General features: G+C 69.5%; 25 protein-coding genes. 17 read left to right on the top strand and 8 right to left on the bottom strand.

Going from position 1 to position 25,751, the window contains the following annotated elements:
- Positions 1 to 43: 43 nt before the first annotated feature.
- Together AC6CR5_RS03810 and AC6CR5_RS03815 are read left to right on the top strand one after the other, a co-directional pair.
- A complete protein-coding gene (locus AC6CR5_RS03810; protein WP_054444942.1) occupies positions 44 to 949 on the top strand; it encodes a LysR family transcriptional regulator in 906 nt (301 codons plus the stop codon).
- A gap of 132 nt (positions 950 to 1,081) precedes the next feature.
- Positions 1,082 to 2,209: an acyl-CoA dehydrogenase family protein gene (locus AC6CR5_RS03815; RefSeq protein WP_006385295.1), complete on the top strand. Its 1,128-nt coding sequence runs from the start codon at positions 1,082 to 1,084 to the stop codon at positions 2,207 to 2,209.
- Positions 2,210 to 2,305: 96 nt separating this feature from the next.
- Here the strand turns inward: AC6CR5_RS03815 and AC6CR5_RS03820 are convergent, their stop codons facing one another.
- The 6 genes from AC6CR5_RS03820 to AC6CR5_RS03845 all read right to left on the bottom strand — a co-directional run bounded on the left by AC6CR5_RS03820 (position 2,306) and on the right by AC6CR5_RS03845 (position 6,853).
- Complete coding sequence (locus tag AC6CR5_RS03820; RefSeq protein WP_190277667.1) at positions 2,306 to 4,246, bottom strand: tetratricopeptide repeat protein; 1,941 nt, start codon at positions 4,244 to 4,246, stop codon at positions 2,306 to 2,308.
- 19 nt (positions 4,247 to 4,265) lie between these two features.
- On the bottom strand, positions 4,266 to 4,652 hold the full coding sequence (locus AC6CR5_RS03825) for a DUF2784 domain-containing protein (protein ID WP_006384555.1): 387 nt from the start codon (positions 4,650 to 4,652) through the stop codon (positions 4,266 to 4,268).
- A gap of 94 nt (positions 4,653 to 4,746) precedes the next feature.
- The gene (locus tag AC6CR5_RS03830) at positions 4,747 to 5,322 is read right to left on the bottom strand and encodes a restriction endonuclease (RefSeq protein WP_045953133.1); all 576 of its coding nucleotides are present in this window, start codon (positions 5,320 to 5,322) and stop codon (positions 4,747 to 4,749) included.
- The gene (locus AC6CR5_RS03835; RefSeq protein WP_026383578.1) at positions 5,319 to 5,543 is read right to left on the bottom strand and encodes an RNA-binding S4 domain-containing protein; all 225 of its coding nucleotides are present in this window, start codon (positions 5,541 to 5,543) and stop codon (positions 5,319 to 5,321) included. The genes AC6CR5_RS03830 and AC6CR5_RS03835 overlap by 4 nt, the downstream gene beginning before the upstream one ends.
- 34 nt (positions 5,544 to 5,577) lie before the next feature.
- Positions 5,578 to 6,261 (bottom strand): DUF502 domain-containing protein, encoded by a 684-nt coding sequence (locus tag AC6CR5_RS03840; protein WP_026383577.1) that lies wholly within the window; start codon positions 6,259 to 6,261, stop codon positions 5,578 to 5,580.
- 124 nt (positions 6,262 to 6,385) lie between these two features.
- Positions 6,386 to 6,853: an Lrp/AsnC ligand binding domain-containing protein gene (locus AC6CR5_RS03845; protein ID WP_026383576.1), complete on the bottom strand. Its 468-nt coding sequence runs from the start codon at positions 6,851 to 6,853 to the stop codon at positions 6,386 to 6,388.
- Positions 6,854 to 6,988: 135 nt separating this feature from the next.
- Here AC6CR5_RS03845 and AC6CR5_RS03850 point away from each other — a divergent pair, with 135 nt between their 5' ends.
- The 5 genes from AC6CR5_RS03850 (at position 6,989) to AC6CR5_RS03870 (ending at position 13,534) form a co-directional block, all read left to right on the top strand.
- Positions 6,989 to 8,290 (top strand): D-amino acid dehydrogenase, encoded by a 1,302-nt coding sequence (locus AC6CR5_RS03850; protein WP_006385299.1) that lies wholly within the window; start codon positions 6,989 to 6,991, stop codon positions 8,288 to 8,290.
- Between the two features lie 182 nt (positions 8,291 to 8,472).
- Positions 8,473 to 9,600, top strand: a complete 1,128-nt coding sequence (locus tag AC6CR5_RS03855; protein ID WP_148319324.1) for a metallophosphoesterase family protein — start codon at positions 8,473 to 8,475, stop codon at positions 9,598 to 9,600.
- Entirely contained in the window at positions 9,597 to 12,224 is a 2,628-nt protein-coding gene (locus AC6CR5_RS03860) for an AAA family ATPase (RefSeq protein WP_498085269.1), read from the top strand. Before AC6CR5_RS03855 ends, AC6CR5_RS03860 begins: the two co-directional genes overlap by 4 nt.
- Positions 12,225 to 12,283: 59 nt before the next feature.
- On the top strand, positions 12,284 to 12,496 hold the full coding sequence (locus AC6CR5_RS03865) for a hypothetical protein (RefSeq protein WP_024068709.1): 213 nt from the start codon (positions 12,284 to 12,286) through the stop codon (positions 12,494 to 12,496).
- Between the two features lie 165 nt (positions 12,497 to 12,661).
- Positions 12,662 to 13,534 (top strand): DMT family transporter, encoded by an 873-nt coding sequence (locus AC6CR5_RS03870; protein ID WP_006388129.1) that lies wholly within the window; start codon positions 12,662 to 12,664, stop codon positions 13,532 to 13,534.
- Between the two features lie 12 nt (positions 13,535 to 13,546).
- Here the strand turns inward: AC6CR5_RS03870 and AC6CR5_RS03875 are convergent, their stop codons facing one another.
- Both AC6CR5_RS03875 and AC6CR5_RS03880 read right to left on the bottom strand, forming a co-directional pair.
- Positions 13,547 to 14,428 (bottom strand): hypothetical protein, encoded by an 882-nt coding sequence (locus AC6CR5_RS03875; protein WP_026383573.1) that lies wholly within the window; start codon positions 14,426 to 14,428, stop codon positions 13,547 to 13,549.
- A 504-nt stretch (positions 14,429 to 14,932) separates the two neighbouring features.
- Positions 14,933 to 15,919 (bottom strand): Bug family tripartite tricarboxylate transporter substrate binding protein, encoded by a 987-nt coding sequence (locus tag AC6CR5_RS03880; RefSeq protein WP_054497125.1) that lies wholly within the window; start codon positions 15,917 to 15,919, stop codon positions 14,933 to 14,935.
- Between the two features lie 552 nt (positions 15,920 to 16,471).
- Between AC6CR5_RS03880 and AC6CR5_RS03885 the strand changes: the two genes are divergently transcribed.
- From AC6CR5_RS03885 to AC6CR5_RS03930, 10 genes are all read left to right on the top strand, one after another.
- Positions 16,472 to 19,387 carry a monovalent cation/H+ antiporter subunit A gene (locus AC6CR5_RS03885; RefSeq protein WP_054444936.1) on the top strand — a complete coding sequence of 972 codons (2,916 nt, stop codon included), beginning with the start codon at positions 16,472 to 16,474 and terminating at the stop codon, positions 19,385 to 19,387.
- A complete protein-coding gene (locus tag AC6CR5_RS03890) occupies positions 19,387 to 19,731 on the top strand; it encodes a Na+/H+ antiporter subunit C (RefSeq protein WP_006227452.1) in 345 nt (114 codons plus the stop codon). The genes AC6CR5_RS03885 and AC6CR5_RS03890 overlap by 1 nt, the downstream gene beginning before the upstream one ends.
- Positions 19,728 to 21,359 (top strand): monovalent cation/H+ antiporter subunit D, encoded by a 1,632-nt coding sequence (locus AC6CR5_RS03895; protein WP_006388134.1) that lies wholly within the window; start codon positions 19,728 to 19,730, stop codon positions 21,357 to 21,359. The genes AC6CR5_RS03890 and AC6CR5_RS03895 overlap by 4 nt, the downstream gene beginning before the upstream one ends.
- Positions 21,359 to 21,841 carry a Na+/H+ antiporter subunit E gene (locus AC6CR5_RS03900; protein WP_006388135.1) on the top strand — a complete coding sequence of 161 codons (483 nt, stop codon included), beginning with the start codon at positions 21,359 to 21,361 and terminating at the stop codon, positions 21,839 to 21,841. Before AC6CR5_RS03895 ends, AC6CR5_RS03900 begins: the two co-directional genes overlap by 1 nt.
- Positions 21,838 to 22,119, top strand: coding sequence for a K+/H+ antiporter subunit F (locus AC6CR5_RS03905; protein ID WP_006388136.1), 282 nt, complete (start codon positions 21,838 to 21,840; stop codon positions 22,117 to 22,119). The genes AC6CR5_RS03900 and AC6CR5_RS03905 overlap by 4 nt, the downstream gene beginning before the upstream one ends.
- The gene (gene mnhG, locus AC6CR5_RS03910; RefSeq protein WP_006388137.1) at positions 22,116 to 22,454 is read left to right on the top strand and encodes a monovalent cation/H(+) antiporter subunit G; all 339 of its coding nucleotides are present in this window, start codon (positions 22,116 to 22,118) and stop codon (positions 22,452 to 22,454) included. Before AC6CR5_RS03905 ends, mnhG begins: the two co-directional genes overlap by 4 nt.
- A 231-nt stretch (positions 22,455 to 22,685) precedes the next feature.
- Positions 22,686 to 23,183, top strand: a complete 498-nt coding sequence (locus AC6CR5_RS03915) for a hypothetical protein (RefSeq protein WP_024068714.1) — start codon at positions 22,686 to 22,688, stop codon at positions 23,181 to 23,183.
- Positions 23,184 to 23,295: 112 nt separating this feature from the next.
- Positions 23,296 to 24,144, top strand: a complete 849-nt coding sequence (locus AC6CR5_RS03920) for an HAD family hydrolase (protein WP_024068715.1) — start codon at positions 23,296 to 23,298, stop codon at positions 24,142 to 24,144.
- A 10-nt stretch (positions 24,145 to 24,154) separates the two neighbouring features.
- A complete protein-coding gene (gene tadA, locus AC6CR5_RS03925) occupies positions 24,155 to 24,646 on the top strand; it encodes a tRNA adenosine(34) deaminase TadA (protein WP_020927463.1) in 492 nt (163 codons plus the stop codon).
- Positions 24,643 to 25,692 (top strand): LD-carboxypeptidase, encoded by a 1,050-nt coding sequence (locus tag AC6CR5_RS03930; RefSeq protein ID WP_024068716.1) that lies wholly within the window; start codon positions 24,643 to 24,645, stop codon positions 25,690 to 25,692. The genes tadA and AC6CR5_RS03930 overlap by 4 nt, the downstream gene beginning before the upstream one ends.
- Positions 25,693 to 25,751 lie beyond the last annotated feature (59 nt).

A 25,751-nucleotide genomic window follows, 5' to 3' on the forward strand; every position in this document is an offset into this window, starting at 1 on the left:
TCATAACATTCATGACGTTTGATCACTTCTTCGGAATGTCTCGATGGATGGCCGCATATTGGCGAATATCGGCGTATTGGCCGCCGTGGTGGAAAGCGGCAGCTTCGCGCGCGCCGCGCAAACGCTGGGGATCACCGCCTCCGGGGTCAGCCGCGCCGTGAGCCGGCTGGAGGCCGGCGTTGGCGTGCGCCTGCTGGACCGCACCACGCGGGCGGTGGCGCTGACCGAAGAGGGGCGGCGGCTGTACGAACAGATCAATCCGCTCGTCGCCGGCATCGGCGAAGCGATCGACAGCGCCAGCGGCGCTTCGGTGGCGGTCAAGGGCCGCCTGCGCGTCAACGCCGACGCCTTTTTCGCCCGTCTGATCCTGGCGCCCCACGTGGGGCGGTTTCTGCAGGCGCATCCCGACCTGACGCTTGATCTGGCCACGCGCGAGCAATTGGGAGACCTGGTTTCCGATGGCTTCGACGTGGCGATCCGTTTCGGCGAGCCGCCGTCTTCCTCGCTGGTATCGCGCAAGCTGCTCGATACCCGTTCGCTGACCGTGGCGGCGCCTTCCTATGTGCGCAAGCATGGCGCGCCCGCGGTGCCGGCCGATCTGGCGCGCCATGCCTGCATCCAGATGCGCAGTCCCATGACGGGCCAACCGTTGGCGTGGTCCTACCGCAAGAACGGCCGGACCACGCAAGTACAGACCTCGGGTCAATTGCACCTGTCCGACGGCTGGACGATGCTGGGCGCGTGCCTGGCGGGCGCCGGCATCGCCCGTTTCAAGGCCAGCGGCGTGCGTGAACTGATCCGCAAGGGCGAGCTGGTCGAGTTATTGCCGGACTATGCCGGCGACCGCTACGCTCTCTACGCGTTGTATCCCTCCCGCCATCTGCCGGCCGCCAAGGTGCGGGCGTTCATCGAGTTCGTGGTCGGCATCCTGGACGATCCGGCGGCGTAGGGCACGCCGACGGCGGCCGGTGTATTCTCGCAATCGTGCCGCGCCCGCATCCCGGGCGCCGGCCCGCGCAAGAGAACACGGACGGCGTTCACCCGCGCCAGTCCGGCACTGCCCGACCAGGAGACATCGAACATGCTATTGACCGAAGAACAGCTCAGCGTCCAGGACATGGCGCGCCGTTTCGCGCAGGAACGCCTGGCGCCCAATTCCGAGCGCTGGGACCGCGAACACCACTATCCGGCCGACGCCATCCGCGAGATGGCCGACCTGGGATTCTTCGGCATGCTGGTGCCGGAGGAATGGGACGGCAACGCCAGCGGCTACCTGTCGTACGCCGTGGCGCTCGAGGAGATCGCGGCGGGCAATGGCGCCTGCTCGACCATCATGAGCGTGCACAACTCGGTCGCCTGCATGCCGATCCTGAAGTACGGCAGCGACGCGCAGAAAGACCAGTTCCTGCGGCCGCTGGCCACGGGCGCGGCCATCGGCGGCTTCGCCCTGACCGAACCGCAGGCCGGTTCCGACGCCAGCAGCCTGCGCACCCGCGCGGTGCGCGACGGCGACCACTACGTGCTCAACGGCGCCAAGCAGTTCATCACCTCGGGCCGCACGGGCCAACTGGTGATCGTGTTCGCGGTGACCGATCCGCAGGCCGGCAAGCGCGGCATCTCGGCCTTCATCGTGCCGACCGACACCCCGGGCTACCAGGTGGTGCGGGTCGAGGACAAGCTCGGCCAGCATCTGTCCGACACCTGCCAGATCGCCTTCGAGGACATGCGCATTCCCGCCGCGTGGCGGCTGGGCGAGGAGGGCGAGGGCTACAAGATCGCGCTGTCGAACCTGGAAGGCGGGCGCATCGGCATCGCCTCGCAGTCGGTCGGCATGGCGCGCGCGGCGTTCGAATGCGCGCGCGACTATGCGCGCGACCGCCAGGCCTTCGGCAAGCCCATCATGGAGCACCAGGCGGTGTCGTTCCGGCTGGCCGACATGGCCACGCAGATCCACGCGGCGCGCCAGATGGTGCTGCACGCGGCGGCATTGCGCGAGGCCGGCAGGCCGGCGCTGACCGAGGCCTCGATGGCCAAGCTGTTCGCCTCCGAGATGGCCGAGAAGGTCTGCTCGGCCGCCATCCAGACGCTGGGCGGCTATGGCTACCTGGCCGACTTCCCGGTGGAACGCATCTACCGCGATGTGCGCGTGTGCCAGATCTACGAAGGCACCAGCGACATCCAGCGGCTGGTGATCGCGCGCGCCTTGTAGGACGGCGCGACGCGCGGGCGATGCCCGCCCGGGCGGGCGGCCCGCGGGCGCCGGCGGCATGGTTGACGCTGCGCGCCGGCAGGGCCTGCCGGGAGCTCAGTCCAGCAAGGCCTGCACGGCGGCCTGCGCCGGCGCCGCCAGCGGCTGTTCACGTTGCAGCCGCGCAATCCTTTCCTCGAACTCGCCCGCCACATCCGGCCGCACCTTCTTCATGGCGCGCACCGTCTGCGCCAGCAGCAGGCGCGCGTTGACGCTGCGCGGGAAGTCCAGGCACTGGCGCAGGTTGCCGTCAATGATCTCGCGTTCGCCGTTGAGATGGCCCGGCTGTTCCGGATTGGCGCCGTTGCAGCGCACGGCCAGCAACTGTTCCAGGCGCAGCAGGTAGTACGGGAAGGCGGCGCCGTCCGGCACCGTGTAGTTGGCAGGCGCCGCCAGCGGCGCCTGCGCGGTGGCGCGGCCGACCAGCGCCACCAGTTCCTCGGTCAGGCGCTGGATCGCGGCGGTCGGATCGGCCATCGGGAATTCGGCCGACAACGCGCCGATGCATTCGGCGTCCTCGGTGCGCACCAGGCGCACCTCGGCGCGCCACGGCTCGGCCACGGTGACCAGGTGCGAGATCACCACGTAATCGCTCTGCGCCTCGCATTGCTGCGCGTAGCCGATGGCGTCGGTGTCGTCCCAGGCCGCGCCGCTCAGCAGGAAGCCGGGATGCGGCTCGGTCAGCCACGGCACCAGCGTCTGCGTGCGCAGGCCGCAGCGCAGCGCCAGTTGTTCGTTGAAGTACAGCGGCAGCGCGCGGCTCAGGCGGCCGGTGGCGTCGGCCAGTTGCCGCTCGGCGCCCTCGGGCGCGGCGCCGATCTCGGCCGAGCCGCCCAGGAACGACACCAGCGGACGGTCGGGCGTCACCGGCGTGAACAGCGCCGCCGCGGGCGAATCGGGCGTCAGCCAGACCGGGCCGCGGCCCAGCAGCATGGCCAGCCGCATCTGCGCCGGCTCGGTGGCGCCGTCACCCAGCGCGGCGCGCGCCAGTTCGGTGTCCCAATAGCCCAGGTTGTCCTTCCAGTCGGGGCGCTGCTGCGCGTAGAGCTGGTCGAGGATGGCGCGGGCCTCGTCGTGGCGGCCCAGTTCGACGTAGGCGCGGATCAGGTTGTTGCCGACCTGGATGCCGTGGTGGGCGGCCTCGAAGCGCGGCCCGGCCAGTTGCACGATCGGCTCGATCGCGCCGGCGTTGCCCAAGTCGCCGCTCATCTGCGCCAGCAGGTCGGCGGGCGCGGGCGTGCCGGCGCGGGCGAGCGATTCTTCATACATGGCGAGCGCGCCGGACAGGTTGTGCGCGCCCAGTTCGCCATGCGCCAGCCACAGTTGCGCGCGCCAGCTCCCGGGCAGGGCGGCGACCTTGCGCATGGCGGCCACGCCGGCGGCGTCGCCGCCGTGTTCGCGGTGGATCGCCTCGTACCAGCCCAGGCCGTTGTCCTGGTTGGGATCCAGCTCCAGCGCATGCCACAGCGTGGCCAGGGCGCCGGCCTCGTCGCCGCGCTCGTCCTGGATCTTGGCCAGATTGGTCAGGACGATGCCGGTCTCGCCGTGCGCGGCCATGAAATCGCGCAGCACCCGTTCGGCGTCGTCGAGCCGGCCGGTCTTCATGTAGACGATGGCCTGCAGCACCACGCCGCGCTCGGCGCCGGGTTGCAGTTCGACCAGTCGGTCGGCGGGCCTGACCATTTCATCGATGAAGCCGTCGCCGAGCGACTGGATGATCAGGCCGGCGAGCGAGTCGGGGTCGTCCCAGTGGCGCTCGATGGCGCCGGCCAGCACGTTGTCGCGCCACTGGTCGCGCGGCACGAAGATTTCGCGGCCATAGGCGTCGTAGGCGCGGATCATGTCGGCCTGGCTGTCCGGCGCGGAGGCCGGCTCGGAGTCGGGCTCGGAAATGGGTTCGGAAATCGGTTCGGGAACCGACGCCGCATCGGCCGCGGGCGCGGCGCCGTCATGGGCGGGGGCGGCTTGCTTGCCGAGCAGTTTCTTCAGGAAGCTCATGGGATGTCGTGTCCAGGATTCAGGCGCCCAGCGCGCGGGCGCGGCGGGCCAGGCGGCGGCGCGCCCAGAGGGTGTAGATGACGAGGTTGCCAACGACCAGCAGCAGCGCCAGCGCGATCTGGATGCCGCGCGTCAGGCCGTCCGGGTAGATCAGCGCCAGCACGTAGTGTTCGATGAAGCCGCCGGCATAGCCTTGCTGGCCGGCCTGCTGCCGCAGCGAGACTTCCAGCGGGGTGAGCGGGCAGACCCAGCCCATGCCGATGACCATCGCGCCCCAGGCCAGCGCCGGCAGGTGCAGGTAGGCCACGCGCCAGCGCCACAGCGCCAGCAGGCCGCCGAACACCACGAAGGCGACGAACAGGCCGTGCACGATCAGGACGGCGTCGGCCAGCAGGCGAGGAATCATGCGGCAGGTCCTCCGAGGTTGGCATCCGCGCCGCCGGGCATTGCGCCCGCGGCGGCGGGGATCGGCGACCGGGCGCGCGGCCCGGCGTCGCGGGTCAGGGTTTCAGGTCGCGCAGCAGCTTGGCCAGTTCCGGCGCCGTCATCAGCGACACGCCCTGGGCGCGGGCGTACTGCAACGCGTTGTCGGACACCTCGCCCAAGGCGATATAGATGGCTTCGCGCGCGCCGCGCTTTTCGCGCGCGGCCTGCAGTTCGCGCAACGGCTCGACGCCGACGCGCGCGGCCTTCCAGCGCTTGGCGCCGACCATGGCGACGTGGCCATCCTTGGTCAAGGCGAAATCGGCGCCTGGCCCTTGCAGCCGTTCGACCTCGCAGCCGTCGCGCCGAAAACCGGCCTCGACGGTGGCGGCGAACTGCTGCCACGACATGGCCGCGGCGGCCTGCGCCACGGCCTCGACGCGCGCGCCCGACGGCGCGCGCAACTGCCTGTAGGCCGCGATGATGGCGATCACCGCGAACGGCACCGCGGCAAACACGCCCATCGCCGCATACTCCAACGGCAACGCGGCAAAACCGCCGACCGACAGCAGCAGCGCCACGCCGGCGCTCATCCACCACGGCGAGCGCAGCAGCACCGCGAAGATGGAGTTCTGCGACATCCTGAACTTCATGGCGCGCGCACCACGATACGGACGTCGCCGCAGGTGACGATCTGGCCGGGACGGATCTTGGCCGTCTTGCGGCTTTCGACTACCCCGCCCACGCTTACGTGGCCTTCGGCCACCAGCATCTTGCCGGCGCCGCCGCTGTCGCAGACCCCGGCGGCCTTGAGCAGTTGGTTGACTTCAATAAAGGGGCTGCCTTCGGCAAGCGTGAATTCGATGATGGGCATGGAACGGACGGGCGTTGAATGAGGAGCGGGCGGTTCAGGCCTGGCCGCCGGGGACATTGCCGCCGGCGGGCGGAGCCGGCGGGGCGGGCGGCATCGGCGGCACGTCGGCCGGCGCCATGGGGCGGCCGCTGGGGGTTTCGGCGCGCGCCATCCAGGCGATCAGCGACGAGCGCATGGCTTCCTCGACCGACATCTGGATCGGCTGCACCCATTCCTGCGGCACGAACACGGTGTAGCCCCCGATCATATAGCCCATCGGCAGGTACACGGCCACGCGCTCGCCCTGCGTGAAGCCTTCCGGCAGGCCTTCCAGGTTGCGGCGCGTCACCAGGCCGACCAGCTCCAACTGCTGGCCCGGCACGCGCAGGATCACCACCTGCTGGGCGGTGGCCTTGGAACTGGGCGAAAAGTAGTCGGCGAAGCTCTTGAGCGACGAATAGATGCTCTTGACCACCGGCAGGTTGGTGAAAGGCATTTCCAGCAACGCCATCACGCGCTTGACGCGCTCCTTGGACACCAGGTAGCCGATCGCCAGGATGCCGAGGATGCCCAGCAGCAGGCCCAGGCCGGGGAAGTAGAAGCCGCCGATGAACGGGCGCAGGAAGGTCAGCGCCACCGCCTCGGTCCAGGCCAGGAAGATGTAGAGCAGGTAGATCGTCAACGCCAGGGGCAGGACGGTGATCAATCCGCGGAAGAAGTACTTGTAGAGACGGGTCATAGAGTCATGGGGCAAAAAAATCGGGGCCAGGTCATCGGGGCCGGGGCCGGCGCCGGGCGCGGACAGGGAGGGCCGCAGCATAGCAGCAGGTAGCGCGCCTGCCGGTAACAAGACGCGGGAATTGCTACCGGTCAACGGGCAGGTACAGCGTCTCCTTGATCTCCTCCATCACCACATAGCTGCGGGATTCGGCCGACGCGGGCAGGCGCTTGAGGATTTCGCCAAGAAGGCGGCGGTATTCATTCATTTCGGTCAGGCGGGCCTTGACCAGGTAGTCGAAATCGCCCGATACCAGGTGGCATTCCATGACCTCGGGCACGTACAGCAGTTCTTTCTTGACCTTGTCGAACACGTCGCCCGACTTGGCCGAGAGCTTGATCTCCAGGAACACCAGCAGGTTCTTGCCGAGCGCCGCCGGATTGACGCGCGCATGGTAACCGGAGATCACGCCTTCGCGTTCCATGCGCTTGATCCGGTCGGAGCAGGGCGTGGCCGACAGGCTGACACGCTCGGCCAGTTCGGTGACGGAAATACGGCCTTCGCGCTGCAGGATATCCAGGATTTTCAGGTCGATACGATCAAGGTCGCGCATTTCACTTCGGACGGGTAAAAAAACAGGGTTGGCCGGGAAAAAGCACTGCCTAATGAAAATCTTCAGTGATTTTCACTGTCATGAGGCTCATAGACTACCGAAATTCCTGACCAAATCCAAACTTCGGAAAGAATCATGCACGTCATCGTCCTCGGCAGCGGCGTCATCGGCACCACCACCGCCTATTATCTGGCCCGCCAGGGAGCCAAAGTGACGGTGCTGGACCGCCAGCCCGGCGCCGCCCAGGAGACCAGCTACGCCAACGCCGGCCAGGTGTCGCCGGGGTATTCCACGCCCTGGGCCGCGCCTGGCATCCCGCTCAAGGCCATCAAGTGGCTGTTCAAGAAGCACGCGCCGCTGGCGATCCGCCTGGACGGCAGCCTCTACCAGCTGAAGTGGATGGCGGCGATGCTGGCCAACTGTTCGGCCGAGCGCTACGCGGTCAACAAGGAACGCATGCTGCGCCTGGCCGAGTACAGCCGCGATTGCTTGCGCGAGCTGCGCGCCGACACCGGCATCCATTATGAAGAGCGCGCCCGCGGCACGCTGCAGCTGTTCCGCACCGAGGCGCAGATGGAAGCCGCGCGCCGCGACATCGCGGTGCTGGAAGAGGTCGGCGTGCCCTACGAGCTGCTGGACCGCAACCGCCTGGTCACCGCCGAGCCGGCGCTGGCGCGTTCCCTGCACAAACTGGCCGGCGGCCTGCGCCTGCCGAACGACGAAACCGGCGACTGCCGCCTGTTCACCACCCGCCTGGCCGAAATGGCCGCGGCGCTGGGCGTGGAGTTCCGCTACAACCAGTCCGTCACCGGCCTGAACACCGCCGGCGGCCAGGTGACCGGCGTGCGCGTCGGCAACGAGGTCCTGACGGCCGACCGCTACGTCGCCGCGTTCGGCAGCTATACGCGCGGCTTCCTGGAGCCGCTCGGCCTGGACCTGCCGGTGTACCCGGTCAAGGGCTATTCGCTCACCATCCCCATGAAGGACGAGGCCGCCGCGCCGGTCTCGACCATCCTGGACGAAACCTACAAGATCGCCGTCACCCGCTTCGACGACCGCATCCGCGTCGGCGGCATGGCCGAGCTGTCGGGCTTCGACCTGCGCCTGAAGGACGCGCGCCGCAAGACGCTGGAGCTGGTGGTCAATGACCTGTTCCCGGGCAGTGGCGACGTGGCCCGCGCCGAGTTCTGGACCGGCCTGCGCCCGATGACGCCGGACAGCACGCCCGTGGTCGGCCCGACCCGCTACGGCAACCTGTTCCTGAACACCGGCCACGGCACGCTGGGTTGGACCATGGCCTGCGGCTCCGGCAAGCTGGTGGCCGACCAGGTCCTGGGCCAGCGTCCGCAGATCCGCACCGACGGCCTGGCGCTGTCGCGCTACGACCGCCACGCCCCGGCCGAACGGCCGCTGGTGCTGGGCGGCAAGGGCGCCTGAGTCCGGCCCGATCCCCGCACGCGTTTCCTTCGGCGCCGGCCAAAAGCCGGCGTCTCGACGGCCCGCCCGGCGCACAATGCCGGCCGGGCCGTTGTTCGCTCCGGGCGCGGGCGGATGCTTTTGCGACAGCTTGCGGCCTGCCGATGTTCCTGGCGGCCGCCGCCGGCCTCTACAATCCCCGCATGACCCATTTCCTGCACACCGCCGATTGGCAGATCGGCCGCCAGTACGGCCAGTTCGAAACCGATGACGCCGCCTTGCTGGCCGAGGCCCGCTTCGATGCCGTGGCGCGCATCGCCGCGTTGGCCGCCGAGCGCCAGGTCGACGCGGTGCTGGTGGCCGGCGACGTGTTCGATACGCAGGGGGTGTCCGACCGTACCATCCGCCGCCTGTTCGCGGCGCTGGCCGCCTATGCCGGCCCCTGGGTCATGATCGCCGGCAACCACGACGCGGCGCTGGCCGACAGCGTCTGGAGCCGCGCCGCGCAACTGGGCTGCATTCCGCCCAATGTGCGGGTGCCGCCGCGCCCCGGCGTGGTCGACCTGGCGGCGCAGAACCTCGCGGTGCTGGCCGCGCCGCTGACCCAGCGCCATACCTACGACGACGTCACCCAGGCCTTCGACGCCATGGAGTCCGAACCGGGTCGCATCCGCGTAGGCCTGGCCCATGGCAGCGTGGCCGGGCGCCTGCCCGACACCATCGACGCCACCAACCCCATCGCTCCCGATCGCGCCAGCCGCGCGCGGCTGGACTACCTGGCCTTGGGCGACTGGCACGGCTGCCTGTCCATCGACGAACGCACCTGGTACGCCGGCACGCCCGAACAGGACCGCTTTCGCGGCAACGAACCCGGCTACGTGCTGGACGTGCGCATCGCCGCGCCCGGCGCCACGCCGCAGGTCGAGCGCGTGGCCACCGGCAAGTACCGCTGGTCGGCCTGGACCGAAACGCTGAGCCTGCCGACCGACGCCCAGGCGCTGGCCGAGCGCCTGGCGGCGCTGCGCGCCGAGGATGTGCTGCGGCTGGAGCTGCAGGGCCACGTCAACGTGCCGACCTGGGAGGCGCTGCAACGCGCCGTGGACCAGGCCGCGGCGCAGGCGAGGGCGGTGCTGCCGGACTTTTCCGGCCTGCTGCTCGAACCCGATGACGCCGACCTGGCGCAACTGGGCGCCAGCGGCTACGTCGGCGAAGTGGCGGCGCAATTGCAGGCCATGCAGGCCGATCCCGAGCAGGCGGCGGTGGCCGGCGAGGCCTTGCGGCTGCTGCTGCGCTTCCAACGCGAAGGCGCCGCCGCGGGAGGCGCGCAATGAAGCTCACGCGCATCGCCCTGGAAGAATTCCGCAAGTTCCGCCAGCCCCTGGTGCTGGATGGCCTGCAGGATGGCCTGAACCTGTTCGTGGGTCCCAACGAGGCCGGCAAGAGCACCGTGGCCGCGGCCATCCGCGCCGCGTTCCTGGAACGCTACAGCACCCGCACCGTGTCCGACCTGGCGCCGCGCGGCGAGAGCGGCGCCCGTCCCGGCGTCGAGCTGGCGTTCAGCCATGGCGGCCATGATTACCAACTGAAGAAGTATTTCCTGTCGCGCGCCCGCTGCGAGCTGCTGATCGACAACGGCGCGCAACGGCTGGAGGGCGAGGAAGCCGAGAACACGCTGGCCGCATTGCTGGGCTTCGAACTGGCCGCGCGCGGCCAGAGCAAGCCCGACCTGGCCGGCGTGCCGGGCCTGCTGTGGATCCAGCAGGGCGACGGCCAGAACCTGCAAACCGCGGCCGGCCATGCCGGCGGCCATTTGCGCGAGGCCCTGACGCAGTTGTCCGGCGAGCTGGCCTCCGGCGACGGCGACCGGCTCTATGAACGCGTGGCCGCCGAGCGCGCCAGCTTGCTGGATGCGCGCAACGGCCGCCCCAAGGGCGTCTACAAGGACGCCGAGGACGCGCTCGCCGCCGCCCAGGCCGAGCGCGACCAATGCGCCCAGGCCAAGGCCCAGTTCGACGCCGACGTCGACCGGCTGGCGGCGCTGCGCGCCGAGCATGCGCGCGCCGAGGCCGGCCAACCCTGGAAGGATCTCGAGGCGCGCGCGGCCGAGGCGCGCGCCCGGCTCGCGGCCGTGGCCAAGGAACGCGAAGCCTTCGAAGGGCTGCAGCGCGAGCAGCGCCAGGCCGCGCAGACCCTCGCGGTGCTGCAGGAGCAGGTGCGCCGCGACCAGCAGGACGAAACCGAGCTGCAGGCCCTGGTGGCGCAGGCGCAGGCCGCCCGCGCCGCCGTCCAGGAGGCGCAGGAGCCGCTGGCCCGCGCCCGGCGGCTCCGGGATACGCACGTTGCCGCCGCCGAGCAGGCGCGCCAGCGGGTCGCGGCGGTGCAGGCGGTGGCCGACCGGCGCGATCTGCAGCAGCAACTCGACCAGCTGGCGCGCGACATCGAACGCCTGGACGGCGCGCTGGAAGAAGCCACCCGCCTGATCGAGCAGGGCTCGACGTTGAAGGCCGAAGCGGTGCGCATCGAAATCGCCGACGCCGATATCCAGGCCCTGCGCAAGAGCGAGCGCGCGCTGGGCGACCTGCAACTGCGCCAGCAGGCCATTGCCACGCGCCTGTCTTATGCGTTCGACGCGGGCCGCGAGGCCCGGCTGGACGGCGCCGCGCTGGCCGGCAACGGCGAGTTGCTGCTGACCGCCGCGGCCGAACTGGAATTGCCCGGCCTGGGGCGTTTGCGCATCGAACCGGGCGGCCAGGACCTGCCTGCGCTCAAGCGCGAACTGGCGCAGATGCAGGCCGCCAGCGCCGCCTTGTTGGCGCGCCTGGGCGTGGCCCACGCGGCCGAGGCCGAGGAACGCCACGCGCGCGGCATCGCCTTGCAGCGCGAGCTGGACGCCATGCGCAAGACGCTGGCGATCCATGCGCCCAAGGGCGTGGACGCGCTGCGCGGCCAGCGCAACGAAGCGCAGGCGCGGCGCGCGCAACTGGCCGAACGGCTGGCACTGCTGCCCCCGGCGGCAGAGGCCGACGACGTCGATCCGCCGGCCGCGCGCCAGGCGTTGCGCGATGCCGAAGCCAGCGCCGCGCAAGCCGAGCAGGCCCTGGCGGCGGTCCAGCGCGCCCTGGATGCCGACGGCGCCCGCGCCCAACTGCTCGAAACCCAGGCCGCCGCGCGCGGCGCCGACCTGCAATCGCCCGAACGCGCGGCGCAGCGCCAGGATCGTGCCGGCCGCCTGGCCGAGGCCCGCAACGGCCACGACCTGCTCGAACAACGCCTGCATCAGGCGCAGGCCGCGCTGGAAGCGCTGCGCCCCGAATTGCTGGAGCAGGACGCGCAACGCTACGAGAAATCCGCCGCCATCGAACGCGACGCCCAGCACAGGCGCCACAGCGAGATCCAGCAACTGCTGGGCAAGCTGGAGCAGGCCGGCGCGCAAGGCCTGGGCGAACGATTGTCCGAAGCCGAGGCCGCCTGCGAACGCCTGCAGCGCCGCCGCGATGAGTTCCAGCGCCGCGCGCAGGCGCTTGAGCTGTTGTCCACCTTGCTGGCCGGCAAACGCGACGCCGCCACCCAGCGCCTGCAGGCGCCGCTGGCCCGCCGTCTGAGCCACTACCTGGCGCTGCTGTTCCCCGAATCGGCGCTGCGCCTGGACGAAGCGCTGTTGCCTGCCGCCCTGCAGCGTGCCGGCGGCGAGGACCCGCTGGACGCGCTCAGCTTCGGCACGCGCGAGCAATTGGGCATCCTGGCGCGCTTTGCCTACGCCGACCTGCTGCGCGAGGCGGGGCGTCCCACGCTGCTGTTGCTGGACGACGCCCTGGTGCACACCGACGACGGCCGCCGCGACCTGATGAAGCGCGCGCTGTTCGATGCCGCCACGCGCCACCAGATCCTGATGTTCACCTGCCATGGCGAGGCCTGGCGCGACCTGGGCGTCGAGCAACGTCGCATCGGCGCTTGACGCCTGGGCGCCGCGCCGGTAGGCTACGCGGGTTCATCACCGAACCCGACGCGTTTCACATGCCCGACTTCACGCCTTCCGCCGAATCCGCCTTCGCTGCCCGCGCAGCCGGCGCCGGCCTGCGCGCAAGCCTGCGGCATGGCGTGTCCTCTCCCGTGGTTTCTCCTGTCGTCTCGACGGTCGTATCGCCGCCGGCTGCTCCGCCGCCGCCGTGCGATGTCGTCGCCGGCGTCGTGGGCGCCTATCCGCCCGTGGCCGCCGTCGTCGGCTGACCGCCGCACACCTCCCGCTCCCGCTTTATCGCCTGGATCCGCCGCGCTGATGCGCCGACGCGTTTGCGTCCGCCCGCCGCGCGTCCATGCCTGATTCGTTCCGCGCTTCGCAAGACGCGCGCACGCCGCGGGAGCCTGTTCCATATTCGACAGGTAGAAATTCTCATGTCTTCAAATCGCAATGCGTGGGCCGCCTACGGCTCCACCTCCTTGTTCGTGCTGCTGTGGAGCGGCGGCGCGATCTTCGCCAAATGGGGCCTGGCGCATGCCTCGGCCTTCGGCTTCCTGCTGCTGCGCTTCATTCTGGCCCTGGCGGTGTTGCTGCTGATCTGCGCGGGGCGGCGGCGCTGGCTGCCCGCGCCGGGCACGCGCGGTATCGTCGCGCTGACCGGGCTGCTGCTCATCGGCAGCTATTCCATCTGCTATCTGCTGGCGCTGGATCATGGCATCACGCCGGGCGTGCTGGCCACGCTGCTGGGGGCGCAACCCATCCTGACCCTGGCCCTGCTGGAGCGCCGCTTTCCGCCCATGCGGCTGGCGGGCCTGCTGCTGGCCCTGTGCGGGTTGGCGATGGTGATGTTCCAGAGCATCGGCATGGCGCGTTTCTCGGTGGCCGGCATGGCCTTCGCATTCGCGGCGCTGGCCAGCATGACGGTCGGCGCCATCCTGCAAAAGCGCGTGCGCCAGGCGCCGATGGACGTGATGCCGCTGCAGTACGTGGTGAGCCTGGCGCTGTGCCTGCTGTTCGCGCCGTTCCAGCCGCTGCATGCGGATTGGAGCGTGGGCTTCATCCTGCCGCTGCTGTGGATGGGCCTGGTGATCTCGGTCGGCGCGACGCTGTTGTTCTACCGCATGATCCAGTCCGGCAACCTGGTCAACGTCACCAGCCTGTTCTACCTGGTGCCGGCGGGCACCGCGGCGCTGGATTACCTGGTGCTCGGCAACCGGCTGTCGCTGCTGAGCCTGGGCGGCATGGCGGGAATCCTGCTGGGTTTGATGCTGGTGCTGCGGGCGCCGGCCGCGCAGCCTGGGAGCTGATATTCCCCCGCGCTACGCGTGCGCGGTTTCTTCCTGGCCGGCCCAGTGGCCGCTGACCAGTTGCGCCGGGCGCTCGCGCGCCTGGACCCGGGCGCAGACCGCCCAGGCGTCCAGGCGCACATTCAGGCCGGCATAGACGCCATGGCCGTCGCCCGCTTGGATGCAGCCATCGGCATGCACGCCTTCGCCGGCGCGGATCGAGCCGTCGGCGCGGATGTCTTCGCCTGCGATCAGGCCCCACCCCGCGGCCAGGTGGCCGCCGCAGGCAATGGTGGCGCCCGCCTGGATGCCGCAGGCGGCATCGATGTCCTTGGCGGCCTGGACGCCGCCGCCGGCCTTGATTCCCTGGCCGCATTTGAGGGCGCCTTGCACCTGCACGTCCTGCCCGGCCCGCAGGTGGCCGGTCACGGCCAGGTCCTGGCCGGCGCAGATGTCCCATTTGGCGCGCACGTTGCCGCGGCAGTCCAGCAGGGTGGCGACCTCGATGCCCCATTCGGCGGAAACGTCGCCGCCCGCGCGCAGGTCGCCGGCGCTGGCGATGTTGGCGCCGGCGGTGATGTTCTCGCCCGCAACGATGGATTCCCCGGCGCGAATGCCGCCGCCGGTGATGATGCTGCGGCCGGCGCGCACCACGCTGTCGACGTTGATGCCCATGCGCACCTCCAGCGTGCCGGCAAAGACGATGGCCTGCGCGTCGAGCGTGTCCAGCTTCAGCACTGCGTCGGTCGGCCCGAACTGGTCCAGCAGCCAGCAGGCGTCGCCCACGCGCCCGTCGGCCACCAGGGCATCGAGGACGGCCTGGTAGTCCCCCTGTCCGTTGTGGTCCCGCAGGAACCATTTGTAGCCTCCCGCGCAGGGATTCTTGGCTTTGACGAATTTCTTGGTGAGTTGCATGGCTCGGTGGCGATCAAGGCGTGGCGCCGCCCGCCGGACGAAGCCGGCGCGCGGACGAAACATGTGGCGAAAACCGCCCGGCCATTCGGCGAGGCGGTTGCGGCGGCCGGCCTGGCGCCTGGCGGTGCGCACGACATGGGGACGTACGGACGTGCTGGCGGCCGGCGGCGGCCGGTACGGACGAGACGGAAGGGAGGGGAGGCGGGCGCTTAGCCGGGCTTGGAGCGCGCGTAGGCGGAACGCGCGGCGACTTCCTGCGAGCTCAACAGGGTCGAGCGCAGGGCGCAAAGGACGCAGGCGGCGTCGGAGAGGCGGGAAAAATCGGTTCGCACGGGCGAAATGGTAGCAGAGCCCGCGCCCGCCATCCGCCGATGTGCCGCGGGCGCCTCGTCCGAATGGTCCGAATCCGCTGATCCGGCCCCCACGCTGCCAGCCTGCGGCGCGGGGGGAGCGGCGGACAGGGAGGCTGCCCGCCGGCTACGCGGCAATGCCTTGCGGCAAGCCTCAGTTGCTCGACTGGATGTTGCGTTCCTTGGCGATGCGCTGGCGCAGCTCCAGTTCACGCTTGATCTGGGCGGCGTATTCGGCCGGCGTGTTGCCGTCGACCAGCGAGCCGCCGTCGGCCAGGCGTTGCACGATCTTGGGATCCTTCAGCGCCTTGACGGTGGCATCGTGGATGCGGTCGATCACCGCCTGGGGCGTGCCGGCGGGCGCGACCAGGCCGTACCAGGCCATATTGTCCATTTCCGGCAGGCCGCCTTCGGCGAAGGTCGGCACGTCCGGCAGGGCGGGCAGGCGCTTGGGCGCGGCAATGGCCAGGGCGCGGAGCTTGCCGGCCTGGATGTGCGGCATGGACGAGGGCAGGTTGTCGAACTGGGCGTTGACCTGGCCGGCGATCACGTCGTTCAGGGCCGGGCCCGAACCGCGATAGGGTACGTGCACCATGTCGGTCTGGGTCAGCGACTTGAACAGTTCGCCGTCCAGGTGGCCGATGCCGCCGGCGCCCGACGAGGCGTAGCTGTACTTGCCGGGGTTGGCCTTGAGCAGGGCGACGAACTCCGCCACCGACTTGGCCGGCACCGCGGGATTGACGGTCAGCACGTTGGGCACATTCACCATATTGGTGATGGGCGCGAAGTCCTTGAGCGGGTTGTAGGGGGTCTTGGGATTGGTGGCGGGGTTGGTGGCCATGGTGCTGACGGTGGCCACGCCCAGGGTGTAGCCGTCCGGGGTGGAGCGCGCCAGCGCGTCGGCGCCGATCGAGCCGCCGCCGCCGCCGCGGTTTTCCACCACCACCGCCTGGCCGAGTTCTCGGCCCAGGCCTTCGGCCACCACACGGGCGACGATGTCGGTGGTGCCCCCGGCCGCGAACGGCACGATCAGGCGGATGGGTTTGTTCGGGTAGGCGTCAGCGGCTTGCGCGGCGCCGCTGAGACAGAGGCCGGCGAGGGCGGTGGCCAGGGCGGCCTTGGCTTGGGACAGCACGGTCAAGAGTCTTCTCCATATTATTGAATCCGAGCCGGCCGGCTTCGATGGCCGGCGTCGGTGAAGCGCGCCGGGCGCGGATGCGGGCCTGGCCGACGCTTCGTGGGCGCCATTCCACACAGTTACACCACCCCGGTCAATCGGGATTCCCCCTGCATCGCATGGGGGTATTTGATGCCGCGCAGAAAAGGCCCTGATCGGCGAAGTTGTGGCTAAAAAACGTATGCTGACAATAACTTGAACGAAAACGGGGGCATCATGGATGCGTAATGAATGCGCATCGAACATGTCGTCATCGCCTCGGTACGTGCATAAATCTCTGCATAACTTACAAGAATCTGATATTTTTCGGATGAGATTCTTGGCCGGTCTTGCAAGAAAGCTATTGCGTTTGTTTCTGTCTGCGCCGTTCAATGGGGCGTTGGTTGAAGTCCCCGCGGGGCAACGTGTAGTGCAGCGACGCACCGGGCCAGGGTTCCGTCCGTTTTTCAATCCCCGGTTCGTTTCGTCTCTCGCTGCCGCGCTGGCGGGAGGGGGCCCGGACATTCTCGGAACGCCATGTCGCTGATACTGATCCTCGCTCTGCCGTTTGCCGGCAGCCTGTGCGCCGCGCTGCTGCCTTCCAACGCCCGCAACGCCGAGGCCTGGTTGGCGGGCATCATCGCGCTGGTGTGCGTGGTTCTGGTCGCCAGCCTGTATCCGCAGGTGGCCGATGGCGGCGTGATCCGCGCCGACATGCCCTGGGCGCCCGCGCTGGGGCTGCAATTCACCCTGCGCATGGACGGCTACGCCTGGCTGTTCGCCCTGATCGTCTCGGGCATGGGCGCGCTGGTGGTGCTGTACGCGCGCTATTACATGTCGCCGGAAGACCCGGTGCCGCGCTTTTTCTCGTTCTTCCAGGCTTTCATGGCCGCCATGCTCGGCGTGGTGCTGTCGGGCAACCTGATCCAGCTGGTCATGTTCTGGGAAATGACCAGCCTGGCCTCGTTCATGCTGATCGCCTATTGGCATCACCGCCTCGATGCCCGCCGCGGCGCGCGCATGGCGCTGACGGTGACCGGCGCCGGCGGGCTGTGCCTGCTGGCCGGGGTGCTGATCCTGGGGCACATCGTCGGCAGCTACGACATGGACCGGGTGCTGGCCGCCGGCGACCTGGTGCGCGCCGACCCCTGGTATCCCGCCGTGCTGGTGCTGGTGGCGCTGGGGGCGCTGACCAAGAGCGCGCAGTTTCCGTTCCACTTCTGGCTGCCCAATGCCATGGCCGCGCCCACGCCGGTGTCGGCCTACCTGCACTCGGCCACCATGGTGAAGGCCGGCGTGTTCCTGCTGGCGCGCTTCTGGCCGGTGCTGGCGGGCACCGACGAATGGTTCTGGATCATCGGCGGCGCCGGCCTGATCACCCTGGTGCTGGGCGGCTATGCCGCCATCTTCCAGCAGGACATGAAAGGCGTGCTGGCGTACTCGACCATCAGCCACCTGGGCCTGATCACCTTGCTGCTGGGGCTGAACAGCTCGCTGGCGCTGGTGGCGGCGGTGTTCCACATGGTCAACCATGCCACCTTCAAGGCCTCGCTGTTCATGGCGGCGGGCATCGTCGACCACGAAACCGGCACGCGCGACCTGAGCCGCCTGTCGGGGCTGTACAAGGCCATGCCGATCACGGCCACGCTGGCCATGGTGGCCGCCGCCTCGATGGCGGGCGTGCCGCTGCTCAACGGCTTCATCTCCAAGGAAATGTTCTTCGCCGAGACCACCTTCGTCAGCGGCGACTGGATAACGCGCACCGGCCTGCCGCTGGCGGCCACGGTGGCGGGGGCTTTCAGCGTGGCCTATTCGCTGCGCTTCATCCTGCAGGTGTTCTTCGGCCCGCCAGCCACCGACCTGCCGCGCGCCCCGCACGAGCCGCCCGGCTGGATGCTGGTGCCCAGCGGCCTGCTGGTGCTGATGTGTCTGGTGGTGGGCATCCTGCCAGGCGTGACCCTGGGGCCGTTCCTGGCCACGGCTGCGCGCAGCATCCTGGGCGCCAACATGCCCGAATACAGCCTGGCCGTGTGGCACGGCGTCAACCTGCCGCTGGTGATGAGCTTCGTGGCCATGACCGCGGGCGTGATCCTGTACCTGGCGCTGCGCGCGCACCAGCGCGCCAATCCGGGCCGGGTGCCGTTCATCTACCGCCTGGATGGCCGCCGCTCGTTCGAGGCGCTGCTGGACGGTTCCAGCGTCGCGGCCGCCTGGTTGCTGCGCTGGCTGGCTTCGTCGCGCCTGCAGGTGCAGATGGTGCTGATCGTGCTGGGCACGCTGTTCGTGGCCTGGCTGCCGCTGCGCGCGGGCGGCTGGCTGGACGGCACCGGCCGCGCGGCCCCGGTGGACCCGGCGTTCGCCCTGTTGTGGCTGGTGGGCTGCGTGTGCGCCGTGGCGGCCGCCTACCAGGCCAAATACCACCGCCTGGCGTCGCTGGCGCTGGCCGGCGGCGCGGGCCTGGTGACCTGTCTCACGTTCGTCTGGTTCTCGGCGCCCGACCTGGCGCTGACGCAACTGTCGGTCGAAGTGGTGACCGTGGTGCTGTTGCTGCTGGGCCTGCGCTGGCTGCCGCGCCGCATCGCGCAGGACGAGGACGAAGGCCTGGGCGCGACGCTGCGGGCTCGTGGCCGCCGCCTGCGCGACCTGCTGCTGGCCACCGCCGCCGGCACCGGCATGGCGGCGCTGGCCTATGCCGTGCTGGTGCGGCCGCAGGGCGAGACCATCTCCTCGTATTTCGTCGACCGCGCGCTGCCCGATGGCGGCGGCACCAACGTGGTCAACGTGATCCTGGTGGACTTCCGCGGCTTCGATACCTTTGGCGAAATCACCGTGCTGGGCATCGTGGCGCTGACGGTCTATGCGCTGCTGCGCCGCTTCCGCCCGGCGCCCGAGAGCGCCGACCTGCCGCGCCAGCAGATCGACCAGGACGGCCCGGTGCCGGCCGCGCCCGACATCAAGTCGGTGGTGCCGACCGGCCCGATGATGGTGCCCACGGTGCTGGTGCGCCTGCTGCTGCCGACCGCGGCGCTGATCTCGGTGTATTTCCTGCTGCGCGGCCACAACCAGCCGGGCGGCGGCTTCGTCGGCGGCCTGATCTTCGCCACCGCCGTGATCCTGCAATACATGGTGGGCGGGGTCTATTGGGTCGAGTCGCGCAGCCGCCTGAACCCGCAGAACTGGATCGGCATCGGACTGCTGTTCGCCGGAACGGCGGCGGTGGCCGCCTGGCTGGCCTACAAGCCGTTCCTGGCCGCGCTGGCCTGGGACATCGCCTTGCCGCTGGTGGGCCACGTGCACCTGTCCAGCGTGCTGCTGTTCGACCTGGGCGTCTACATGCTGGTGGTCGGATCCACCGTGCTGGTGCTGGTGGCGCTGGCTCACCAATCGCTGCGCGCGCAACGCAAGGCAGCCGCCGAAAGCCAGGCGGCCGCCGCTCAAACGGGGGAAGCCTGATGGAATTGATTTACGCCGTCGCGATCGGCGTCCTGGCGGGCTCGGGAGTCTGGCTGTTGCTGCGGCCGCGTACCTTCCAGTTCATCATGGGCCTGTCGCTGGTCTCCTACGCGGTCAACCTGTTCATCTTCGGCATGGGCCGCCTGACCTCGGGCCGTCCGCCGGTGGTGGACCCGGCCATGGCCCATGATCCTTCCTGGTATGCCGATCCGCTGCCCCAGGCGCTGGTGCTGACGGCCATCGTGATCGGCTTTGCCACCACCGCGCTGTTCCTGGTGGTGCTGCTGGCTTCGCGCGGCTTGACGGGCACCGACCACGTCGATGGACGGGAGTCCCAATCTTGAGTTTCTGGCTGCAACATCTTCCCATCCTGCCCATCATCACGCCGCTGCTGGCCGGCGCCGTGATGCTGTTGCTGGCCGACACCAGCCGCTACGCGCGCGGCGCCATCGCCATGGTGTCGACGCTGGCGCAACTGGCCGCCGCCATTGCGTTGCTGGCGGTCGCCGGCGGCGTCGTGCCGGGCGTCTGGCCGGACGGCGTCGGCGTCTATCTGGTGGGCGACTGGCCCGCGCCGTTCGGCATCGTGCTGGTGGTGGACCGCCTGGCCGCGGTCATGCTGACCCTCACCGCGGTGCTGGGCCTGGCCACGCTGACCTACGCGCTGGCGCGCTGGGACCGCGCCGGGGTGCACTTCCATTCGCTGTTCCAGTTCCTGCTGATGGGCCTGAACGGCGCCTTCCTGACGGGCGACCTGTTCAACCTGTTCGTGTTCTTCGAAGTGCTGCTGGCCGCGTCCTATGGGCTGCTGCTGCACGGCTCGGGCGTGGCGCGCGTCAGCGCCGGCCTGCAGTACATCGCCGTCAACCTGGTGGCCTCGTTCCTGCTGCTGATCAGCATCGCGCTGATCTATGGCGTGAGCGGCACGCTCAACATGGCCGACCTGGCGCTGCGCGCCGGCAACCTGACCGGTTCGGACCGCATGCTGTTCGAGGCTGGCGCCGCCATCCTCGGCGTGGCCTTCCTGGTGAAGGCGGGGGCGTGGCCGTTGAACTTCTGGCTGGTCAAGGGCTACGGCTCGGCCGGCGCGCCGATCGCGGCCATGTTCTCGATCATGACCAAGGTCGGCATCTACGCGCTGCTGCGCATTGGTTCGCTGCTGCTGCCCAGCGGCGCGCCGGCCGCGTTCAGCCTGGACTGGATGTTCGCGGCCGGCCTGGCCACGCTGCTGTTCGGCGGCCTGGGCCTGCTGGCCACGCAGCAGCTCGAGAAGATGGTGGGGTATTGCGTCATCGTCTCGGCCGGCACGCTGCTGACGGCGCTGGGCATGCCGGGGGTGACGCTGACCGGCCCGGCGCTGTTCTACCTGATCAGCTCGGTGCTGACCACGGGCGCTTTCTTCCTGCTGGCCGAGCTGATCGAGCGCACCCGCAGCTTCGGCGCCAACGTGCTGGCGGTGACGCTGGACGCCTTCGACCTGGACGACCCGACCTCGGTGAATCGTTCCGACGACGTGGTCGGCGTCGCCATCCCGGCAGCCATGGCTTTCCTGGGGCTGGCATTCATCTGTTGCGCCTTGCTGGTGACCGGGCTGCCGCCGCTGTCGGGTTTCGTGGCCAAGTTCTCGCTGCTGTCGGCGGCGGTTTCCGCCGCCAATGAATCGGCGCCGCCGATGGACGCGTGGATCCTGGTGGCGGCGGTGCTGGTGTCCGGCCTGGCGGGCCTGATCGGCCTGGGCCGCACCGGCATCCGCGTGTTCTGGGCCAGCGACGACCGCAGCACGCCGCGCCTGCGGGTGATCGAAGCCGGGCCGGTGGCCGTCCTGCTGCTGCTGTGCGTGGGCCTGGCGGCGGGCGCGGGCCCGGTGTCGGCCTACCTGGACGACGCCGCGCGTTCGCTGGACCAGCCCAAGAGCTACATCGATGCCGTCATGTCCGCGCAGACGGTGCGCGCCGCGCAAGGAGGCAGCTGATGCGCCGTCTGTATTTCCTTTTCCTGCCGGTGTTCCTGTTCGTCCTGTGGCTGGTGCTGAACGAAAGCCTCTCGGCCGGCCAGATCGCGCTGGGCGTGGCGCTGGCCCTGTGGTTCACCTGGGCCGCGTCGCGCCTGCGTCCGCTGCACGCCAAGCCGCGGCGACTGTGGAAGGCGATTCCGCTGTTCCTGCACGTGACCGCGGACATCATCAAGTCCAACGTCGCGGTCGCCAAGCTCATCCTGAACCCGCGGCCCAACGATTTTTCGCCCGGGTTCATCAAGATCCCCCTGACCATGCGCGACCCGCACGGCCTGGCCATGCTGGCCTGCATCGTCACCTACACGCCCGGCACCGTCTGGGTCGAACTGACCGACGACCACCGTCTCAAGCTGCACGTGCTCGACCTGCAGAACGAGGAAGACTGGGTGCGCCTGGTGCAGGACCGCTATGAGCGCCCCTTGATGGAGATATTCGAATGAACGCCATACTGTATTGGGCGGCGTCCTTTGCCCTGGTGTGCTTTGCGCTGGGCATGGTGTTCGCCACCATCCGCCTGTTGCGCGGCCCCACCGCGCAGGACCGCGTGCTGGCGCTGGACACGCTCTACATCAACGGCATGCTGACCATGCTGGTGTTCGGCATCCGTTCGGGCACGCCGGTCTACTTCGACATCGCGCTGCTGATCGCGCTGTTCGGCTTCGTGGGGTCCACGGCCATGGCGCGCTTCCTGTTGCGCGGCGAGGTGATCGAGCCATGATCGAAACCCTTCCCCTGTGGGCCAGCATTCCGGCCAGCATCCTGCTGGTGCTGGGCGGCCTGCTGGCGCTGACCGGCTCGGCCGGCCTGCTGCGCTTTCGCACTTTCTACGCCCGCATCCATGCGCCGACGCTGGGCAACACCATGGGCTGCGGCTGCGTGCTGGCCGCGTCGATCCTGGTGTTTTCGGCGCTGTCGTCGCGGCCGGTGTTTCATGAAGTGATCATTACACTGCTGCTGATCGTCTCGTCGCCGGTGACGGCGATGCTGCTGATGCGCGCGGCGGTATACCGTAACCGTTTGACCAAGGCCGACGCCGATCTGGACGCGCGCTAGGCGGGCGGGGGCCGAGCAGGGCACGCAAAGGGACGGAACGGAAAAATCCGGCGTCGGGTTGCGCGGGCGCAATGGATATTGCGTCGCAGCATCGGAAACTTCGGCTTACGATTGCACGTTGCTGGACATGTCCCCGTCGTCCCATCGTGGGATAGTTGTATCAAGCAGACGGCGCCGGCCCACGAAGCCGCGTCGTCCCGGGTTCAATCCTCTTTCTCCAAGGAGCTGGCCATGAATGTACGTCCCATGCACACCAAACGCCTTGCGGCATCCCTTTGCGCGGCAGGCCTGATGCTGGCCGCGGGAGCGGCGCAGGCGGCCGATCCGATCGGCCGCGCCGGCATCCAGGCGCAATACGAACAGGATGTGGCGGCTTGCAAGAACGGCAGCACCGGGCAGGAACGCACCGCCTGCATGCGCGAGGCGGGCGCCGCCCGCCAGGAAGCCAATCGCCAGCACCTGAGCGATGGCAGCACCGACCAGCACCAGCAGAACATGGTGGAACGCTGCAACCGCCTGCCGGCCGACTCGCGCCAGGACTGCATCACGCAGATGACTTCGCCGACCCAGGTGCGCGGCAGCGTGCAGGGCGGTGGCGTGCTGCGTGAAACCGTGATCCAGGTGCCGGCCGGCACCGCCGGCACGGTGCCGCCCGCGCCGCCGGCCGCGGCGCCCGGCATGGCGCCCGCCCCGGGCATGGCGCCGCCGCCGGCGCCGATGCGCCAGTAACGGCGCTCGAAGGGCCAGGGGAGGGCGTCATGCCCTTTCCCCGCGCCCCTGGGGCCCGGCCGCCGCCACAATCAGGCAAAATGGCGGCTGTCGCCCTTACTCACGCATATCCATGTCCGACGTCATCGCCCTGATTTTCGACTTCGACGACACGCTGGCCTCGGACAGCACGTCCGGTTTCCTGGAAAGCATCGGGGTGGACACGGCGTCCTTCTGGAAAGACCAGGTCGACCCGCTGCTGTCCAGGCAGGACTGGGATCCCGTTCCGGCCTACCTCTACCAGATGATCCAGCTCTCGCGCGAGGGCAGGCATGGCCTCATCACGCAGCAGCGCCTGCAGGACTGGGGCGCGCGGCTCGAACTGCACGACGGCGTGTCCACGCTGTTCCAGCGCCTGCGCGCCGCGGTGCGGGCCGAGCAGCCGCAGGTGCAGCTGGAGTTCTACCTGATCTCCAGCGGCATCGGCGACGTGGTCCGCTCCACGCCCATCGCCCACGAGTTCACCGAGATCTGGGCCTCCGAATTCACCTATGGCGCCGACGGCGGCATCGAGTTTCCGCGCCGCATCGTCAGCTTCACCGACAAGACGCGCTATCTGTTCCACATCCAGAAGGGCATCATCGGCCGCGATTTCCGCAACAAGCCGTTCGAGGTCAACCGCAAGGTGCCCGAAGACCGCCTGCGGGTGCCGTTCGACCAGATGGTGTTCGTCGGCGACGGCTACACCGACATCCCGTGCTTCTCGCTGATCCGCCGCGCCGGCGGCTTCGCCTTCGGCGTGTGGGATCCGAAGCACCGCGACAAGCGCAGCCGCGCCTGGGGCTTCATCGAGGAAGGCCGGGTATCGAACCTGAACCAGGCGCGCTACGACGAGAACGCCGAGCTTTACCAGTGGCTGGAAGAGGCCGTGACCAGCCTGGCCGGGCGCATCGCGCTCAAGTCGCGGGTGTACCGTGGTTGAGCCGCTCGCCATGGCGGCCACGCCGCCCTGGACCGCGCAGGATGCCGATTTCATGACGCTGGCGCTGGACCAGGCGCGGGCGGCCTATGACATCGGCGAGGTGCCGGTGGGCGCGCTGGTGGTCTCGGCCCAGGGCGACATCCTGGGGCGCGGCTACAACCGCACCATCATCGACCACGACCCCACCGCGCATGCCGAGATCGTCGCGCTGCGCGGCGCCGCGCGCGCGCTGGAAAACTACCGCCTGCCGGGCATCACCGTGTACGTCACGCTGGAACCCTGCGTCATGTGCATCGGCGCCATGCTGCACGCGCGGCTGGCGCGGGTGGTGTTCGGCGCCTACGATCCCAAGACCGGCGCCTGCGGCAGCGTGCTGGACGTGGGCTCGGTGCCCAGACTCAATCATCACACTTCAGTCACCGGCGGCGTGCTGGCGGAACCCTGCGGCGAGCTGCTGCGCCGGTTCTTCCGCGAACGCCGCGCCAAGGAATCCATCGCATGAGCAACACCCGAGGCGCCAAGGCGCGCGCCGCCAAGGCGGCCGCCACCCCGGCGCATGACCACGCCAGCCACGATCACGACCACGAATGCGGCGAGGACTGCGGCCACGACCACAGCCACGACCACGAACCGGGCCACGTCCACGGCTTCCCGGACGCGCGCGGCATCTACCTGATCTCGCCGTCGTCGGCGGTGCGTGACCCCCAGACCGTCGAGCTGGCGCGCGAGCGCCTGGCCGCGCAGGGCTTCAAGACCGCGCTGGACCGCACCGCGCTGGCCGAGCACCAGCGCTTTGCCGGCACCGACGCGCAGCGCCTGGCCAGCCTGACGCGCGCCGCCAAGCAGAAGCTGCCGATCGTCATGGTCACGCGCGGCGGCTACGGCATGGGCCGTCTGCTGCACGCGATCGACTGGAAGGCCATGGCCGACAGCGGCAAGCGCTTCGTCGGCATGAGCGACTTCACCGCGTTCAACCTGGCGCTGCTGGCGCAGACCGGCGCGGTCAGCTACACCGGCGCCACCGCCATCTACGACTTCGGCGGCAAGAAGGTCGACGACCTGACCGAAGCGCTGTTCGGCGAAGTGATGCGCGGCGAGCTGGAAATCCTCAGCTTCGAGACCCAGGACGCCGACCCGGTCGATTGCCGCGGCATCCTGTGGGGCGGCAATCTGGCCATGCTGGCCTCGCTGATCGGCACCCCCTACATGCCGAAGGTGCGTGGCGGCATCCTGTTCCTGGAAGACGTGGCCGAGCACCCCTACCGCATCGAGCGCATGCTGATCCAGCTGTGGCAGGCGGGCATCCTGGGCAAGCAGAAGGCCATCGTGCTGGGCCGCTTCTCCGACTACAAGCTGGCGCCGCACGACAAGGGCTACGACCTGCACGAAGTGGTGGCCTGGCTGCGCAAGACGGTCAAGGTGCCGGTGGTGACCGGCCTGCCGTACGGCCACGTGGCCACCAAGGCGACGCTGCCGATCGGCCAGAAAGTCGGCATCGCCACCGAAAAGGGCCTGGCCCACCTGGTGCTGGACGAACACCATCACTGAGGCCCCGGCCCGCCTGGTTTTTCCGACCGCCCGGCCCGCGCCGGGCGGTTTGCCATCCG

Source organism: Achromobacter sp. EG18 (assembly GCF_059759395.1).